The sequence below is a fragment of the Agromyces tardus genome (assembly GCF_003710805.1).
GTDB lineage: Bacteria > Actinomycetota > Actinomycetes > Actinomycetales > Microbacteriaceae > Agromyces > Agromyces tardus.
Genome location: NZ_RHHB01000002.1, coordinates 174,152 through 191,040 on the forward strand (window position 1 = coordinate 174,152; position 16,889 = coordinate 191,040).

The window sequence follows — 16,889 nt, forward strand, 5'->3', positions numbered from 1 at the left end:
GTCAGCCGGCGAGCAGTGGGCGCACGGCCGCGAAGCCGTCGTCGGCCACGCTCGACGGGGTGTCGTAGACGCGCGTGGCGCGCGCGGCATCCGTGTACCGCGGCCAGCCGGGGTCGCCCGTCGCGATGAACCCGACCGCGCCCGCGTGCACCTCGTCGGCGAGCGCCTGCGGGGGAGCGTCGCCGGCGATGACGGCGACGCGCTCGGCGCCGAGGCAGTCGAAGAAGAAGGGCACGTCGAGGCAGTGCAGGGCGAAGCCGCGCGTCGGCGACACCCACGAGAAGCGGTAGAGCCACGTGGGCGCCGATCCGCGAGCCGACGCGACGCGCACGGCGAGGGTGCGGAACAGGCGGTCGGTGAGGTACCGGCCGGCCACCGCCGCGGTGCCGCGTCGGCGCACGTCGCGGTTCGCGGCGAGGTAGGCGGAGCGCGTCCGGCCGCGCAGGCCGAGCCGGCCGAGCAGGAACGACGCCGGAACGAACCGGAGCTTGCCCTTCGCGCCGTCGAGGATCATCGAGAACTCGTCGTCGGTCGCACCGAGCACGAGTCGCTTGTCCGCGCCGACGCCCGAGCGGATCGCGTCGAGCGTGCACGTGGGAAGCAACTCGCCGTCGGTCACGGGCGCGAGCGTGAGCCCGTCGTCGACGAACCGGCGCAGGCCGTCGAGCGGACTGCCGCCGTCGCCCGCGGCGAGCTCGCGCTGCAGCTCGAGCACGCGCCGCTCGTCGAGGGAGCCGAAGCCCGCGCGGGTCGGCTCGACGCCGGCCCGGCCGGCGAGGCGCCGCGCGAACTCCTCGGCTCGATCGCGCGTGACGTCGGTCGACACCCCCGAGATGCAGTAGACCGCGTCGAAGAGGGGCTGTGCTCGTGGCGTGCCGAGCAGCGTGAGCACCGCCCCGCCGCCCGCCGACTGGCCGGCGATCGTCACGCGAGCGGGGTCGCCGCCGAACGCCGCGATGTTGTCGCGCACCCACTCGAGCGCGAGGATCCAGTCGAGCACGCCGCGGTTGAGCGGGGCGTCGGCGATCCAGCCGAACCCGTCGAAGCCGAGCCGGTACGACACCGAGACCGTCACGACGCCGTCGCGGTTGAACGCGGCGCCGTCGTACCACGGGCTCGCCGGGGACCCCGAGACGTAGCCGCCGCCGTGGATGTAGACGAGCACCGGGAGCGCGGCGCCCGTGCCCGGCTCCGTCGCCGGCGCCGGCGTGAACACGTTGACGTTGAGCGTCGACTCGCCGGGGACCGACGGCTCGGGGATGAGCGTCGTGTCGTCGTCGGGACCCCGCTGCGGCGTCGCGCCGTACTCGAGGGCGTCGCGCACGCCCTCCCACGGGCGGTGCGGCACCGGCGCGGCGAACCGCAGTTCGCCGACGGGCGGCTCGGCGAAGGGGATGCCGAGGAACGCGGCCGAGCGGTTGCCCGCGGCATCCGCTCGCCATCGGCCGCGCACGCGGCCCGCCAGGGTGTCGACCTCGACGAGGGTGTCGGTTGCGTGCGCGTGCATGTGCGGTTCAGGCCTTCCGGGTGATGAGGTGCCAGAGGTAGGCGATGTGCTCGGGCATGTCGATCGACGGGTCGAGCATCCACTGGGTCTGGAGCCCGTCGGCGGCAGCGAGGAAGAGCCCCGCGGCCAGCTCGGGATCGATGTCGGGATCGACCCGCCCCGCGGCCTGCTCGAGCCGGATCTGCTCGGCGAAGCGCCGGCGGAACTCGGCGTAGCGCTGGATGAAGAACTCGCGCGCGGGGTGGTCGGGGTCGCCCGCTTCGGTCGACACCTGCGCGTAGAGCTGCACGAGACCGGGCACCTCGGCGTTGTGGCGCACGACGCCGAGGAACCCCTCCATGAAGTCGGTCGTGTCGGGCTCGAACGCCGAGGCGTCGACCTCGTCGCGCTTGCGGAGGATCTCCTGGAAGAGCTCCTCCTTCGACGAGAAGTAGTGCAGCAGGCCGGCCTGGCTGAGGCCGACGGCCTCGGCGAGCTCCCGCACCGAGGTGCGACGGTACCCGTTGCGCGCGATCACCTCGAGGGCGGCGGTGAGGATCTCCTCCCGCTTCGCCACGCCCTTGGCGTATGAACCGCGTTGTGCCATGCGCCCAGCGTAAACCGAGCACTGCTTGAAATTGAAAACCGAGCGATGTATGGTTTTGCCACCCTCACCGATGAGGCACCCCCGAAAGGACCGCACATGACGATGGCGTCAGCCCCTGCGCCCACCCTCGAAGCCGACGGCACCGACGAACCTCGCCCCCTCGTGCGGGGCACCGTCAGGCGCCTGCTCGGCTGGATCATCCCGGCGAACATGTCGATCTTCGTGCTGTGGGGCGCGATCCCCGGCCTGCTGCTCGCGACCCAGGTGCAGCAGATCGACGAGGCGAACAAGGTCGGCAACCTCGCCGTCGTCACGACGATCGGCGCCTTCGCGGCGATGCTCGCCCAGCCGATCGCCGGCCAGGTCTCCGACCGCACGCGCAGCCGCTTCGGGCGTCGTGCCCCGTGGATGGTCGCGGGCGTGCTCATCGGCGGCCTCGCTCTCGTGGGCATGGGCCTCGCGAACACCATCGCCCAGATCGCCATCGCCTGGGTCATCGTGCAGGTCGCCTACAACTTCACGCAGGGGCCGCTGTCGGCGATCCTGCCCGACCGCGTGCCCCGCGCGGCCCGGGGCACGTTCTCGGCGCTCGCCGGCCTCGGCGCCATGCTCGGCGCGCTCGGCGGCCAGATCGTCGGCTCGATGCTGCTCTCGAACATCCCCGCGGCCTACGTCGTGCTCGCCGGCACCGCGATCGTCGTGATCGTGCTCTTCGTGGTGTTCAACCCCGACCACTCGTCGACGGACCTCGCGCGCGAGCCGTTCTCGGTCGTCGAGTTCCTCAAGACGTTCTGGGTCAGCCCCGTGCAGCACCCCGACTTCTTCTGGGCCTTCACCGGCCGCCTGCTGCTCTACACGGGCTACTTCGCCGTGGTCGGCTACCAGCTCTTCATCCTGCAGGACTTCATCGGACTCGGCGACGCCGCAGGCTCCGTCATCCCGATCTTCGGCCTCGCGTCGCTCGCGGGCATCGTCGTCTCGACGCTCGTCTCGGGCCCGCTGTCCGACAAGCTCGGTCGTCGCAAGATCTTCGTGTTCCTCTCGTCGGTCGTCACCGGCGTCGCGTTCCTCGTGCCGCTCGTCATGCCCACGTTCGAGGGCTGGCTCATCTTCTCGGTCGTGTCGGGCCTCGGCTTCGGCATGTTCGGCGCCGTCGACACCGCCCTCATGAGCGAGGTGCTGCCGTCGGCGAAGTCGTTCGCGAAGGACCTCGGCGTCGTGAACATCGCCGCGACCCTGCCGCAGACGCTCGCCCCCGCCGTCGCCGGCGCGATCGTGCTCGCCTTCGGCGGCTACGCCGCGCTGTTCCCGATCGCGATCCTGCTCTCGGTGCTCGGCGCGTTCGCCGTGTGGCCGATCAAGGCGGTGCGCTGATGACGGATGCCGCGCCCACGACCACACCTGAAAGGATCCACCCATGACCGAAACGCTCAGCCACGCGGCATCCGCTGCCGACATCGTCGACGGACTGACCCTCGAGCAGAAGGCCGCCCTCACGAGCGGCGCGAGCTTCTGGCGCACCAAGCAGGTCGGCCCCGTGCCGTCGATCATGCTCACCGACGGCCCGCACGGCGTGCGCAAGCAGGACGAGAGCGCCGACCACCTCGGCATCAACGACTCGGTGAAGGCCACGTGCTTCCCGCCCGCCGTGGCGCTCGGCTCGTCGTTCGACCCCGAGCTGCTCGAGCGCGTGGGCGTCGCCCTCGGCGAGGAGGCGCGCGCCGAGGGCGTGGGGGTGCTGCTCGGCCCGGGCATCAACATCAAGCGCTCGCCCCTGTGCGGCCGCAACTTCGAGTACCTCTCGGAGGACCCGATCGTCTCGGGCGTGCTCGGATCGGCGCTCGTGCGCGGCCTGCAGTCGCAGGGCGTGGGGGCATCGCTCAAGCACTACGCGGCGAACAACCAGGAGGACGACCGCATGCGCGTATCGGCCGACATCGACCCGCGGCCGCTGCGCGAGATCTACCTGCGCGGCTTCCAGCGCGTCGTCGAGGACGAGCAGCCGTGGACCGTCATGTGCTCGTACAACCGCGTCAACGGCATCCCCGCGTCGGAGCACCACTGGCTGCTCACCGAGGTGCTGCGGGACGACTGGGGCTTCGACGGCCTCGTCGTGTCGGACTGGGGCGCCGTCACGAACCGTGTGAATGCGCTCGCCGCGGGCCTCGACCTCGAGATGCCCGCCAACGACGGCCGCTCCGACGCGCAGCTCGTCGCGGCCGTGCGGGCCGGCGAGCTCGACGAGTCGGTGCTCGACACCGGCGCGACGCGGGTCGTCTCGCTCGTGCAGCGGGCGCTCGCGGGCGCCGACGCCGATGCCTCCTACGACCGCGACGCGCACCACGGGCTCGCCCGCGAGGCCGCGGCGGCGAGCATCGTGTTGCTGCGCAACGAGGGCGGGGTGCTGCCGCTCGCGCCCGAGGCATCCGTCGCCGTGATCGGCGAGTTCGCCCGCACGCCCCGCTTCCAGGGCGGCGGCAGCTCGCACATCAACCCGACCCGCGTCGACAGCGCGCTCGAGGCGATCCGCGAGGTCGCCGGCGCCGGCGCGGTCGCGTTCGCGCCCGGCTTCACGATCGACGGGTCGGATGCCGCGGGGCTCGCCGACGAGGCCGTGGCCGCCGCATCCGCCGCCGACGTGGCCGTGCTCTTCCTCGGCCTGCCCGCGAGCCTCGAGTCGGAGGGCTACGACCGCCGCGACATCGAGCTCCCCGTGGAGCAGCTCGAGCTCGTCGACCGCGTGCTCGCCGTGAACCCGAACACCGTCGTGGTGCTCTCGAACGGCGGCGTCGTGCGGCTCGCGCCGTTCGCCGAGCGCGTGCCCGCGATCCTCGAGACGTGGCTGCTCGGCCAGGCCGGCGGCGGCGCCGTCGCCGACGTGCTGTACGGCGCCGTGAACCCCGCGGGGCGGCTCACCGAGACGGTGCCCGTGCGCCTGCAGGACACTCCCGCGTGGGGCAACTTCCCCGGCGAACACGGCCACGTGCGCTACGGCGAGGGACTGCTCGTGGGCTACCGCTGGTACGACGCGCGCGAACTCGATGTCACCTACCCCTTCGGGCACGGACTCTCGTACACGACCTTCGAGTACGGCGACGCGGTCGTCTCCTCGGATGACGACGGCCTCGCGCTGCGCGTACCGGTGACGAACACCGGCGAGCGCGACGGCGCCGAGGTCGTGCAGGTCTACACCTCGCTGCCCGGCTCCGCCGTGGCCCGTGCACCCCGGGAGCTCAAGGGCTTCGCGAAGGTCGCGCTCGCCGCGGGGGAGCGCCGCGAGGTCGAGGTGCGCGTGCGCCGCAGCGACCTCGCCTACTGGGACACCCGGGTCGACCTGTGGCTCGTCGAGGGCGGCGAGTACACGGTCGAGGTCGGGGCGTCGAGCCGCGACATCCGCGGGGCCGTGACCGTCGACGTCGAGGGCGACCCCGTGCGGGTGCCGCTCACGGTCGAGTCGACGATCGCCGAGGTCATGGCGCACCCCGTCGCCGGACCGATGGTCGCCCCCGCCTTCGCGGCGATGGCCGCCGACATGCTGGGCGGCGCGCACGCCGACGGCGAGGCGACGGCGGAGTCGGCCGGCGGGCTCGGCATCGACGCCGAGGGCATGATGCAGATGATGGGCGCGATGCCGATCGGTCGCGCCGTCATGTTCCCGGGGTCGCCGTTCGGGTTCGAGCAGCTCGAGCAGCTCATCGCGTCCGCCAACGCGCCGCAGGCGTAGCGACCGCGCTCGGCATCGGGCCCGTCGCCCCTTCAGGGCGGCGGGCTCGTTCGTCTGCCTGCGGGGCCTCGCGGACCGGGCCCACGGCGGCCGGACGTCATCGGATCGTAAGGATCTCCCTTCCGCGGCACGGGGCGCGCGCGGCAGGCTGGGTGGATGACGAGCATCGTGGGCGTGATCGGCGGCTCGGGCCTGGGCGTGCTGGTCGACGGCGGCGAGCCGCGCGAGATCCCGACGCCGTTCGGTCCGGCGACCGTGACGATCGGCGAGCTCGGCGGGCGGACCATCGCGTTCCTGCCCCGTCACGGCGCCGGGCACACGATCGCGCCGCATCGCATCAACGCACGCGCGAACCTGTGGGCGCTCGCGAGCGTCGGGGTGCGCGCCGTGGTGTCGACCGCTGCGGTCGGATCGCTCAGCCCGGGCCACCTGCCCGAGTCGTTCGCCCTCGCCGACCAGCTCGTCGACCGCACGTTCGGACGCGCCGACACCTACTTCGACTCGGGGCCCGTGCGTCACCTGCCGTTCGCCGAACCGTTCTGCCCGGTGCTGCGTGGGCTCGCGATCGAGGCGCTGCCGGATGCCGCGCCGCGAGCGACCGTCGCCGTGATCCAGGGGCCCCGGTTCTCGACCGCCGCCGAGTCGCGGATCCTCCGCGATGCCGGCGTGGATCTCGTCAACATGACGCTCTGTCCCGAGGTCGCGCTCGCCGCCGAGATCGGCATCGGCACCGTCGCCATCTGCGTGGTCACCGACACCGACAGCGGCACCTCGGCAGACGATCCCGATGCGGTCACGGCCGAACTCGTCTTCCGCCGCCTCGCCGAGGCGAAGCCGCGCATCGTCGCTGCGATCGCGCGGATCGTCGCGGCCGTGCCCGGCGACTACGTGCCGCGCCCCCTGATCGACGAGGAGACGGTCGCGGCGCTGCGAGCACTGCCGGTGCCACCGCCGCCGCTGTCCGTCACGCCATGATGATGCTCGTCACCGGGGGCGCCGGGTTCATCGGTTCGGAGATCGTGCGTCTCGCGGTCGATCGAGGCGCGGAGGTGCGCGTGCTCGACTCCCTGCGCCCGGACGTGCACCGAGCACCACGCGGTCCGGTCGGCGGGGTGGAGCTCGTACGGGGAGACGTGCGGGACGCCACGGTCCTCGATCGGGCCCTGCGCGGCGTCGACGTGGTCTGCCACCAGGCGGCGAAGGTCGGACTCGGCGTCGACCTCTCGGACGCGCCCGACTACACCGAGAGCAACGTCACCGGCACCGCCGAGCTCGTCGCCGCGATGGACCGTGCGGGCGTCGGCGGACTCGTGCTCGCGTCGTCGATGGTGGTGTACGGCGAGGGTGCCTACCGCGATGCGTCCGGCCGCCGCCGTCGCCCCACCCCGCGCGCGACGGACGACCTCGACGCCGGCCGCTTCGAGCCCCGCGACCCCGACACGGGCGAGCCGCTCGAGGCCGACTTGATCGACGAGGACGACGTGCTCGACCCCCGCAACGTCTACGCGCTCACGAAGCTGGCCCAGGAGCACCTCGCCGCGAGCTGGGCGCGTGCGACCGGTGGCAGGGCGGCGATGCTGCGGTACCACAACGTCTACGGCCCCGGGATGCCGCGCAACACGCCCTATGCCGGTGTCGCGGCCCTGTTCCGCTCGGCGATCGAGCGCGGCGAGGCGCCGCGCGTCTTCGAGGACGGCCGCCAGCGGCGCGACTTCGTGCACGTGACGGATGTCGCGACCGCGAACCTCGCCGCCGTCGGCGCACTGCCCGCGCAGGCCTCCGGCACCGCCCGTGCGTTCAACGTGGGCTCCGGCATGGTCTCCACGGTCGGCGAGGTCGCCGCCGGGCTCGCCCGCGTCATGGGCGGACCCGAACCCGTCGTGACGGGGGAGTACCGCCTCGGCGACGTGCGGCACATCACGGCGTCGGCGGCGCGGGCCCGGGCCGAGCTCGGCTGGCGGGCGCGGGTGTCGCTCGAGGCCGGGTTGCGTGACTTCGCGCGCTCCGGTGCTGGTGACGACGCCGATCCCGGCCACTGAGGTGCCTCGCGCCGCGGAGCGAGCGCAGGTGCGGGACAGTCCTGACCGGCGCGGGACAGTGCCGATCAGGCGCTGAGCGACGCGTCCCGGGGCAGCAGCAGGTCGAAGCGGCATCCGCCCGGCACGTTGCGCACGGCGACCTCGCCTCGGTGCGCGCTCATGATGCCCTTGACGATCGCGAGGCCGAGCCCGGCGCCGCTCGAGCGGCCGTCGTGGAGGGAGGGCGTGCGCGCCTTCGACCCCCGCCAGGCCGGCTCGAATACGCGGTCGAGGTCGTCCTCGTCGATACCGCCGCCCGCGTCGATGACCGACACCATCGCGCGGTCGTCGACGAGGTCGACCGCGACGGTGATCGGCGAGCCCTCGGGAGTGTGCTGGATGGCGTTCATGAGCAGGTTGCCGATCGCGCGCGAGAGCTCGCGAGGATCGGCCATCACCACGAGGTCCTGTGCGAGCGGCGCCTCGACGCGGATCTCGCGACCGCGTGATGCGGGCCGCAGGTCGGCGACCGTGTCGCTCACGACGTCGTAGAGCGACACCTCCTCGAGCGAGAGCCGCAGCGCGTCGGAGTCGATCTTCGACAACTCGAAGAGGTCGTCGACCATGCTCGAGAGCTGGTCGACCTGCATGCGCATCTGCCGGTGATAGCGGGCGGGGTCGGGCGCGATCCCGTCCTCGAGGGCCTCGGCCATCGCCCGGATGCCGGCGAGCGGCGTGCGCAGGTCATGCGAGATCCAGGCGACGAGCTCCCGGCGGGAGGCTTCGATCCGCTGCTCCCGCTCTCGGGACTCTGCGAGCCTCGCACTCGTCGCGACGAGCTCGTCGGCGAGGTCGTTGAACTCGCTGTTCGAGTACCGGCCGGCCGACTCCAGGCGTTCGCCCGCGCCGATCCGCCGAGCAGCGGCCGAGAGCGAGCGGGAGTTTCGCGCGACGAGCACGCCGAGCACCGCCACGAGCAAGAGGGACACGATGCCCGAGATGCCCGCCACGGCCACCGCGACCGTGAGGTCGTGCTCCGAGAGGTACATCTGGTTCGCGACGCCCACCATGCTCGCGACGACCGACACGATCGCGGCGAGCACGAGCACCCACACCTGCACGGCGAGCGACGCTCGCCGCAGCAGCACGAGCGCGGCGACGCCCAGACCGCCGACGACCGCCGTGGTGGCGAGCGCGACGCCGGCGATCGCCGCAAGATCAGACCACGGCATCCGCAGCACCACCCATCGTGAATCGGTACCCCACGCCCCACACGGTCGTCAGCATCGTCGGAGCACGAGGGTCGAGCTCGATCTTCTCGCGGAGGCGGCGCACGTGCACCGTGACCGTCGAGAGGTCGCCGTGCGTCCATCCCCACACCGTGCGCAGCAGGTCCTCTCGGCTGAACACCTGGTTCGGATGCTTCAGCAGGAACTCGAACAGGTCGAATTCGCGCAGTGTCAGCGGCAGTTCGACGCCGCCCCGGGTCGCGACGCGTGCCGACGGGTCCAGGCGGAACTCGCCGTACTCGAGTACGGACTCGGGCGTGAACTCGCCGATCGACCGGCGCAGCACCGACTGCACGCGCAGCACGAGCTCGCGCGGCGAGAACGGCTTCGCGAGGTAGTCGTCGGCGCCGGCCTCGAGGCCCGCGATGCGGTCGTCCTCCGAGCCGAGGGCGGTGAGCAGGATGACCGGGGTCGACATCCGCTCGCGCAGTCGACGGAACACCTCGAGGCCGTCGATGCCGGGGAGCATGCGGTCGAGCACGATCAGGTCGGGCGCGAGGCGGTCGGCCGCCTGCAGCGCCGCGAACCCGTCACTCGCCTCCTCGACGACGAATCCGCTCGCTCGCAGGTAGCTCGAGGCGACCTCGGCGACCGTCGGGTCGTCGTCGACGAGCAGGACCCGTCGGCCCACGAGGTCCTCGTTGCCGGTCGACGAGGGAGCAGCGGGGGACACGCTCACAGACTACGTCCGCTGCGGCGGCGCGTCCGCGACGGTCGGGCATCCGTCCGTGTTCCGTAAGACTTGACCCGCCACCCACGGCTGCCGCATGGCTAGCGTCGGACCATGACCGCTGCCCGCGTCGACCTCGTGCTCCCGTGCCTCGACGAGGAGCATGCGCTGCCGTGGGTGCTCGCACGCCTGCCCGCAGGCGTGCGCGCGATCGTCGTCGACAACGGCTCCACCGACCGCTCTGCGGCGATCGCTCGGGAGCACGGCGCCCGCGTCGTGACCGAACCCCGCCGCGGCTTCGGCGCCGCGGCCAACGCCGGCCTCGAGGCGGCGGATGCCGCGTACGTCGCGTTCTGCGACGCCGACGCATCGCTCGACCCCGCCGAGCTTCCGCGCCTGCTCGCGCTCGTCGAGGGCGGTGAAGCCGATCTCGTGCTCGGACGTCGCCGCCCGACGAGCCGCCGTGCGTGGCCGGTGCACGCCCGCCTCGCCAACCGGGTGCTCGCCGCACGGATGTCGCGCCGCACGGGCGTGCGCCTGCACGACCTCGGACCGATGCGCCTGGCCCGCACCGCCGAACTGCGTTCGCTCCGCCTGCGCGACCGGCGCAGCGGCTTCCCGCTCGAGATGGTGCTGCGCGCCGCGACCGCCGGTTGGGCCATCCGGGAGGTCGACGTCGCCTACGCCCCGCGCGCGGGGCGGTCGAAGGTCACGGGCACGGTGCGCGGCACCGTCACCGCCGTCGCCGACATGTCGCGGGTCTTCGCGGAGGTCGAACGATGACCACGGTGGTCGTCATCGCGAAGGAGTGCCGACCCGGGCGGGTCAAGACCCGGCTCACGCCGCCGTTCTCCCCCGTCGAGGCGGCCCACCTCGCGGCCGCGAGCCTCGACGACACCCTCGCGGCGGTCGGCGACCTGCCGGTCGCACGGCGCCTGCTCTACTTCGCCGGGACCCGCGTGCCCGCGCTGGCACGCGACCTCGGATTCGAGCTGTTGCCGCAGGCCGACGGCGGGCTCGACGCCCGGCTCGCGCACCTCTTCGACGTGCTCGCGGAGCCGGCCCTGCTCGTGGGCATGGATACGCCGCAGCTCACCACGACGGACGTCGCGCCGGCGTTGGTGGGGCTCGCCGCTCCTCGCTCGGACGCCACGAGCAGCGCAGTCGACTGCTGGTTCGGGCCGGCTGCCGATGGCGGCTTCTGGGCGCTCGGCATGCGCGAGCCGCGTGGCGACGTCATCCGCGGGGTGCCGATGTCCCGGGCCGACACGGGCGCGCTGCAGCGCCGCCGCTTGGAGGCCGAGGGACTTGCGGTGGGCGCGCTGCCGGTGCTCACGGACATCGACACCGCGGACGACGCATCCCTCGTCGCAGCCATCGCGCCGAGCTCGCGGTTCGCGCACGAGTTCCGTCGCCTCGGGGCGGGGCGGCCGGCATGAGCACGTCCACCGTCGACGGCATCGACGGCGGGGCCTTCGGCGCCGGGCGCGGCGAGCCCTACGGCAGGGCGCTCGCGAACGACCGCGGGACGCTGTCGCTCCGCAGCGTCGACGGTGCGCACGGGCCGTACCGCCTCGACGTCGGCAGCTGGGTGCGCTCGGCGACGGCCGCCGACCTCACCGTGCTCGACGGCGCGACCGGACCGACGCTCGACGTCGGCTGCGGGCCGGGGCGGATGGTGCGTGCGGCCGCGGCCCGCTCGATCCCGGCGCTCGGAATCGACATCGCTCCGCACGCCGTCGCCCGCACGCGCGTCGACGGGAGCCTCGCCCTGCTGCGTTCCGTGTTCGGTCGGGTCCCCCTCGAGGGGCGCTGGCAGCGGGTGCTGCTCATGGACGGCAACGTCGGCATCGGCGGCGACCCCGAGGCGCTCCTGCGTCGCTGCCGTGCGCTGCTCGCGCCGCTTGGCTCGATCGTCGTCGAGGTCGAGGCGGACCCCGCGCTCGAGGTCCGCTCGCTCTGCACGGTGGTCGACGACGACGGCAACGAGAGCGAGCCGTTCCCCTGGGCGCGCATCGGATGGGTCGCCGTCGAAGCGGTCGCCCGGCGGGCAGGCCTCGCTATCGCCGCCCACTGGGTGGCGTCGGGACGTCACTTCGTGCGAGCGGTGCCCGTGCCGTCGTCCGTGGCCGACTCGGTTCCGGTGTCGGCGGCGGCGCCGGCCCCCTGAGGGGAGCCGACCGTCCGCGCCGACGCTCCCGACCGCCACAGGGCGACGGCCGCGACGGTGGCGAGCACCGCCCATGCCAGCGCGAGCGACCACGCGTACGAGCCCACCAGGATCGTCGGGTTCGGATTGCCGCGTGTCGACGCGATGATCGCGGGCAACGCGATCGCGGTGAGGATCGCGCCGACGAGCAGCGCCCCCTGTGCCACCGCGATGCCGCGCCGGCCCACCCGCCCCCGGGCTCGCGCCGCCCCCAGCCCGATCGCGACCGCGATCGGCGCGATCACCGCGTCGTGCACGACGATCGCGGCGCCCACCCACACCACGATGCCGAGGTAGCGGTCGGGCGGCACCTCCGTCAGCAGCACGAAGCCGCCGGCGCCCACGAGCCCCAGGCCGAGGCCGATCAGGATGCCGCGCGCCGCGCTCATGCCGCCACCTCGATCGATCGCAGCCACTTCGTCTGCATGACCCCCGGCCGGCCGGGTGCGATCACGCGGGCGGGGTAGCCGTGGTCGACGTGCAGCACCGAACCGTTGAGCTCGAGTGCGATGAGGGTGAGCGGATCCCGGGCGTACTCGGGCGGCATCTCGGTGCGAGCGAAGCTCCCACGCGTCTGGAGGCTCGTGAACACGAGCGGCGTCGTCGGCTCGGCCCCCACCTCCGCCAGCAGGTCGACGAGGCGCACGCCGCGCCACGAGGCCGACTGGCTCCAGCCCTCCACGCACGCGATCGGCAGCACGACGTCGGCCTGCGGCATCCGTCGCAGCTCCTCGAGCGAGAACGCTCGCGAGCCGGCCGGCGTGACGAGCTCGAGCGACCAGCCCGGCGCGACCGCGGTCTCGGTCACGCCTGCCTGCGCGGCAGTGCGATTGACCGGCAGCCCCTGCGGGCCCACGCCCATGCGGCGGGGTGCGAACACGTTGAACGGGGAGAGCGCGTCGACCGACTGCCCGGCGGTGAGCAGCACGGCGGAGGCGGTGGCGGCGGTGACCCCGCCGACGAAGGCTCGGCGCGAGACGAAGCGCCCCGCGGCATCCGGATCGTCGCGGGCCGGCCGCCGCCAGAGCCGCGCGATCACGGGAAGCTTGACGCCGATGTGGATCGCCAGGCTGCCGATCGCGATCCAGGCGAGCGCGAAGTGCGTCGAGCGGAACGAGAACGGGAACGGGTACCACTGCACGATGTTGAGCAGGCCGATCGTCACCTCGACGAGCGAGACGCCGACGAGCACCGCGATCGACACGCGCTCGAGCAGGTTCGGGAGCGAGCGAACGGGCGGCCACGTGAAGAGCGCGGGATAGACCGTCCAGAGCTTCCCGAGCAGCAGGGGCACCGACGCGATACCCGAGATCACGTGCAGGCCCTGCGTGAACCGGTAGAGCTCGGCGGGTCGCGTCGGCAGCGGAATCCACGGCAACGGGTCCTGGAGCAGGTGGCTGTAGAGCCCCGTGGCGAAGCACACGAGGAACGCCGCGGCGAGCAGCCGGCCGATGACGACGGCCGAGCGCTCGGACTTCACGGGGTCGGCGGCCGCGTCGCGCGCGCGCCGCACGCCGGGCTCGAGCCGGGCGGCGAGCCGCGCCGAGACGCGTGCGGTGAGGTCGGCCATGAGTCCAGTCGAGCACTCGGCACCCGACGATGCAGCCGCCAGTCCTTACGGTTCGCGAACGGGCGGCCCCGGGGCCGCGACGGGCGGATGTCGCGACCGCCGCCGTTCGCGTTCCGTAAGGTTTCACGGGCTCCGCTGCGGCATCCTCGTCCGTAGTCTCGCAACAGCGGGCCTCCCGCAGGCCGGCACGGTCGACTCGCGCCCGTCCCGCGCCCGCGCACCGACCCAGCCACGAGGAGCGGCATGAACGTCGAGACCGACACCGCGCGCGAGCGCACGCGTGCGCCGGCGATCGGGCTCGGCGTGGCCGTCGCGCTCATCGTGCTCGCCGTCGCCCTGCCGCCGCTCCTCGGCTGGAACGTGCACGTGCGGTCGTTCCCGCCGCTGCATGCCGAGTGGCTGCCGCGCGTCGGGCCGGGAACGCTGCCGGCCGTCGCGCTCGCCGTGTGCGCCGCCGTGTACGGAGTGGACGTCGCCGCCCGCGCGCGCTGGCGGTGGCTCCTGGCGGGGAGTTGCGTCGTCGGTGCCGCATGGCTTGCGAGCCTCGCGACGGTCGACGGGCTCGACGGCATCGGCGTCATCCTCGATACGCCCTACGAGTACCTGGAGACGGCACGGGCCGTCACCGACTTCCCGGCCACCCTGCGCGAGTACGTCTCGCGGATCCCCCTCGACGCGCCCCACAACTGGCCCGTGCACCTCGCCGGGCATCCGCCGGGCGCCCTGCTCTTCTTCGTCGTGCTCGTGCAACTCGGGCTCGGCAGCGGCCTCGCCGCGGGATTCGTGGTGCTCCTCGTCGGGGCCACGACGCCCGTCGCCGTGCTGCTGCTGCTGCGCCGGCTCGACGCCGAGGAGTGGGCGCGCCGGGCGGCGCCGTTCCTCGTGATGGGCTCGGCGGCGATCTGGATGGCGGTGTCGGCAGACGGCATGTTCGCCGCGTTCGCCGCGTGGGGCCTGTGCGCCCTCGGGTATTCGGCGACCGCGGGAACGCGAGGGGCGACGGCCGCCTGGGGAGTCGCGGCGGGCCTGCTGCTCGGGTACTGCGTGATGTTGTCCTACGGACTTCCGTTGCTCGGGATCCTCGCGCTCGCCGTGCTGCTCATCGCGCGCACGTGGCAGCCGCTGCCGTGGGCGGTCGGGGCAGCGCTCGCCGTCGTGCTCGCGTTCGCCGCCCTCGGGTTCGCCTGGTGGGAGGCGTACCCCGTGCTCGTCGACCGCTACTGGGACGGCATCGCGAGCCGGCGGCCGGCGGCGTACTGGGTGTGGGGCGACCTCGCGGCGCTGGCCGTGAGTGCGGGACCCATGGTCGGCCCGGCGGTCGCGATGGCGCTGCAGCGCGGCATCCGACTGCGACGTCTCGAGGCCGGCGAGCGCGTGATCGTGCTGCTCGCCCTCGCGGCCGTGCTCACGGTACTGCTCGCCGACCTCTCGCAGATGAGCAAGGCGGAGGTGGAGCGCATCTGGCTGCCGTTCGTGCCGTGGCTGCTGCTCGGCACGGCGCTGCTGCCCGAGCGTTGGCGCCGCGCCGGGTTCGCCGGACAGCTCGGCTTCGCGCTCCTCGTGCAGCACCTGCTCGCCACCGGATGGTGACCTCCGTCGTGCCGGTGCTGCGGATGCCGCGTGCGAGCCGCTCGTCTCGGGCGACTGCACGCGGCATCCGTCAGGTCACTTCAGGAACTTGAACAGCGCGGAATGCGTCGTCCCATCGTTGAGCTTCAGTGCGAAGGTGCCGCACTTGCCCGCCCACGACTTCTCGGTCTTCCAGACGTAGACGTACTGGCCCGCGACCGGGTCGTAGCTCAGGCTGCTGCCGCCCGCGGTGATCGTCGTCTCGATCGCGTCGATCGTCGCGCTCGCGTTGCAGGACGTGAACGTGATCGTCGGTGAGCCAGCGGCCAGGATGTCGAGGCCCTGATCTCCGTCGAGGCCGAACTTGATCGGCACCGCGCTGCCGGCCTTCGCCGAGTTCACCACGTTGCCCATGTCGACCGGCCGGAAGAACCCGGCGAAATCGTAGATCACCGAGTAGGTGCAGGAATCAGCAATGGATTCGTTGCCGGCCGCATCCCACACCGTCCCGGCCGGCACCGTCGCCGTCTTGCTTCCGACGCTGCTCGTCGCGAGCGCCACCGATCCGCTCGACGGGGAATCGTCGGCGATGCCAGATCCCGGTGACGGGTCGTAGGCGGTCCACTCGGCGACTGCGCTGGATCCGAGGATCAGCGGCGAGGTCGGGCACACGAGGTCGACGACCGGCGGGGTGTTCTCCGTCACGAAGTACTCGCACGTCACCTCTGCCGATCCATTGCCGGCGAGGTCCTTCGCTGTGCCGGCCGGGGCCGTCGCGGTGGCAGGGCCGTAGCTCGACGTGTCCAAATCGATGGACCCGCTGGAGGGCTCGGCGATGCCGGACCCGCCGGCCTCGTCGGTCGCCACCCATGTCGCCTCTGCGCTCGAGCCCAGCAGCACGTCCTCGTCAGGGCACGTGAGCACGACCACCGGCGGCGTCTTCTCGGTCACGAAGTAGGCGCACGTGGCTTCCGCGGACTCGTTCCCGGCGATGTCCTTCGCTGTTCCGACCGGTGCGGTGGCGGTCGCTGCGCCGTAACTCGACGTGTCCAGCTCGATGGAGCCGCTCGACGGCTCCGCGATGCCGGACCCGCCCACCTCGTCGGTAGCGACCCACGTGGCGTACGCCGTCGATCCGCGCAGCACCTCCTCGGTGGGACAGGTGACCACAACGACCGGGACGGTCTCATCGGGCACCACCACCTCGCAGTCGACGATCTCCCACGACACGGTGACGTCCTTCGTGGTCGAGAACGCAGCGCTCGAGGTGTTGGTGCCGGCCACCTTGTACGTGACCTTCGAGGTGTAGGTGCCCTCCACCGAGCCCCCCACGGTGATCTCGGAGTCCGACGGAGTGCTGAAGATGTTGTTGCTGGCCACCCAGTTCCCGGGAAGCGCCGCCGTCGAGGGCGCAGGCTGGGTGGCGACGGCGCCCGCGTCGCCCGTCGTCGGGAGCACCGAGAAGGTGACGGTGCTCGAGTTCGCGAAGACGTTGCCCGAGTTCACATTGCCGTTGCGCTTCGCTGCGAGGCTCACGGTCGCGGTGTCCTGTTCACCGCACGCGATCGGTCCGAAGTCGATCGAGCTCACCTCCACGTCGAGCTCGTCAGTGAGGAAGAGGCTGTCCGCATACGCAATGCCGCCCCCGCCCAGGATCAGGGCGGCCGCTGTGGCCGCTCCAGCTATCGACATTCCCCAGCGCTTCATCAGCATTCCCCCATCGGACCATTTGATTCGTGTGCATGCA

Annotated in this window: 15 protein-coding genes; 8 read left to right on the forward strand and 7 right to left on the reverse strand. The window is 72.7% G+C overall.

The features are described from left to right. Position 1: 1 nt before the first annotated feature. Positions 2–1,507, reverse strand: a complete 1,506-nt coding sequence (locus EDM22_RS02770; protein ID WP_122935517.1) for a carboxylesterase/lipase family protein — start codon at positions 1,505–1,507, stop codon at positions 2–4. 7 nt (positions 1,508–1,514) lie between these two features. Continuing rightward, positions 1,515–2,093 carry a TetR/AcrR family transcriptional regulator gene (locus tag EDM22_RS02775; RefSeq protein WP_170963985.1) on the reverse strand — a complete coding sequence of 193 codons (579 nt, stop codon included), beginning with the start codon at positions 2,091–2,093 and terminating at the stop codon, positions 1,515–1,517. A 96-nt stretch (positions 2,094–2,189) separates the two neighbouring features. Here EDM22_RS02775 and EDM22_RS02780 point away from each other — a divergent pair, with 96 nt between their 5' ends. From EDM22_RS02780 to EDM22_RS02795, 4 genes are all read left to right on the forward strand, one after another. After that, positions 2,190–3,467 carry an MFS transporter gene (locus EDM22_RS02780; protein ID WP_122935519.1) on the forward strand — a complete coding sequence of 426 codons (1,278 nt, stop codon included), beginning with the start codon at positions 2,190–2,192 and terminating at the stop codon, positions 3,465–3,467. Positions 3,468–3,510: 43 nt separating this feature from the next. Beyond that, positions 3,511–5,817: a glycoside hydrolase family 3 C-terminal domain-containing protein gene (locus EDM22_RS02785; protein WP_122935520.1), complete on the forward strand. Its 2,307-nt coding sequence runs from the start codon at positions 3,511–3,513 to the stop codon at positions 5,815–5,817. Positions 5,818–5,973: 156 nt separating this feature from the next. Then, positions 5,974–6,792, forward strand: coding sequence for an MTAP family purine nucleoside phosphorylase (locus tag EDM22_RS02790; protein WP_122935521.1), 819 nt, complete (start codon positions 5,974–5,976; stop codon positions 6,790–6,792). Continuing rightward, positions 6,789–7,856, forward strand: a complete 1,068-nt coding sequence (locus EDM22_RS02795; RefSeq protein WP_122935522.1) for an NAD-dependent epimerase/dehydratase family protein — start codon at positions 6,789–6,791, stop codon at positions 7,854–7,856. The genes EDM22_RS02790 and EDM22_RS02795 overlap by 4 nt, the downstream gene beginning before the upstream one ends. 65 nt (positions 7,857–7,921) lie before the next feature. On the opposite strand, the gene EDM22_RS02800 is transcribed toward EDM22_RS02795, so the two are convergent. After that, positions 7,922–9,067 (reverse strand): sensor histidine kinase, encoded by a 1,146-nt coding sequence (locus EDM22_RS02800; RefSeq protein WP_122935599.1) that lies wholly within the window; start codon positions 9,065–9,067, stop codon positions 7,922–7,924. Continuing rightward, positions 9,054–9,803, reverse strand: a complete 750-nt coding sequence (locus EDM22_RS02805; RefSeq protein ID WP_122935523.1) for a response regulator transcription factor — start codon at positions 9,801–9,803, stop codon at positions 9,054–9,056. The genes EDM22_RS02800 and EDM22_RS02805 overlap by 14 nt, the downstream gene beginning before the upstream one ends. Positions 9,804–9,908: 105 nt before the next feature. Here EDM22_RS02805 and EDM22_RS02810 point away from each other — a divergent pair, with 105 nt between their 5' ends. The 3 genes from EDM22_RS02810 to EDM22_RS02820 are packed head-to-tail and all read left to right on the forward strand — an operon-like array spanning position 9,909 to position 11,964. Next, positions 9,909–10,577 (forward strand): glycosyltransferase family 2 protein, encoded by a 669-nt coding sequence (locus EDM22_RS02810; protein WP_122935524.1) that lies wholly within the window; start codon positions 9,909–9,911, stop codon positions 10,575–10,577. Next, a complete protein-coding gene (locus EDM22_RS02815; RefSeq protein WP_122935525.1) occupies positions 10,574–11,233 on the forward strand; it encodes a TIGR04282 family arsenosugar biosynthesis glycosyltransferase in 660 nt (219 codons plus the stop codon). Before EDM22_RS02810 ends, EDM22_RS02815 begins: the two co-directional genes overlap by 4 nt. After that, positions 11,230–11,964, forward strand: coding sequence for a class I SAM-dependent methyltransferase (locus EDM22_RS02820; protein ID WP_212591875.1), 735 nt, complete (start codon positions 11,230–11,232; stop codon positions 11,962–11,964). The genes EDM22_RS02815 and EDM22_RS02820 overlap by 4 nt, the downstream gene beginning before the upstream one ends. On the opposite strand, the gene EDM22_RS02825 is transcribed toward EDM22_RS02820, so the two are convergent. Next, positions 11,886–12,392 (reverse strand): hypothetical protein, encoded by a 507-nt coding sequence (locus EDM22_RS02825; RefSeq protein ID WP_122935526.1) that lies wholly within the window; start codon positions 12,390–12,392, stop codon positions 11,886–11,888. The two genes, EDM22_RS02820 and EDM22_RS02825, sit on opposite strands and share 79 nt — an antisense overlap. Then, positions 12,389–13,573, reverse strand: coding sequence for a molybdopterin-dependent oxidoreductase (locus tag EDM22_RS02830; protein ID WP_122935527.1), 1,185 nt, complete (start codon positions 13,571–13,573; stop codon positions 12,389–12,391). Before EDM22_RS02830 ends, EDM22_RS02825 begins: the two co-directional genes overlap by 4 nt. Positions 13,574–13,816: 243 nt before the next feature. Between EDM22_RS02830 and EDM22_RS02835 the strand changes: the two genes are divergently transcribed. Next, the gene (locus EDM22_RS02835; protein ID WP_122935528.1) at positions 13,817–15,163 is read left to right on the forward strand and encodes a hypothetical protein; all 1,347 of its coding nucleotides are present in this window, start codon (positions 13,817–13,819) and stop codon (positions 15,161–15,163) included. Between the two features lie 75 nt (positions 15,164–15,238). Here EDM22_RS02835 and EDM22_RS02840 read toward each other — a convergent pair whose 3' ends face one another. Beyond that, positions 15,239–16,849 carry a PxKF domain-containing protein gene (locus EDM22_RS02840; RefSeq protein ID WP_138708008.1) on the reverse strand — a complete coding sequence of 537 codons (1,611 nt, stop codon included), beginning with the start codon at positions 16,847–16,849 and terminating at the stop codon, positions 15,239–15,241. Positions 16,850–16,889: the final 40 nt, after the last annotated feature.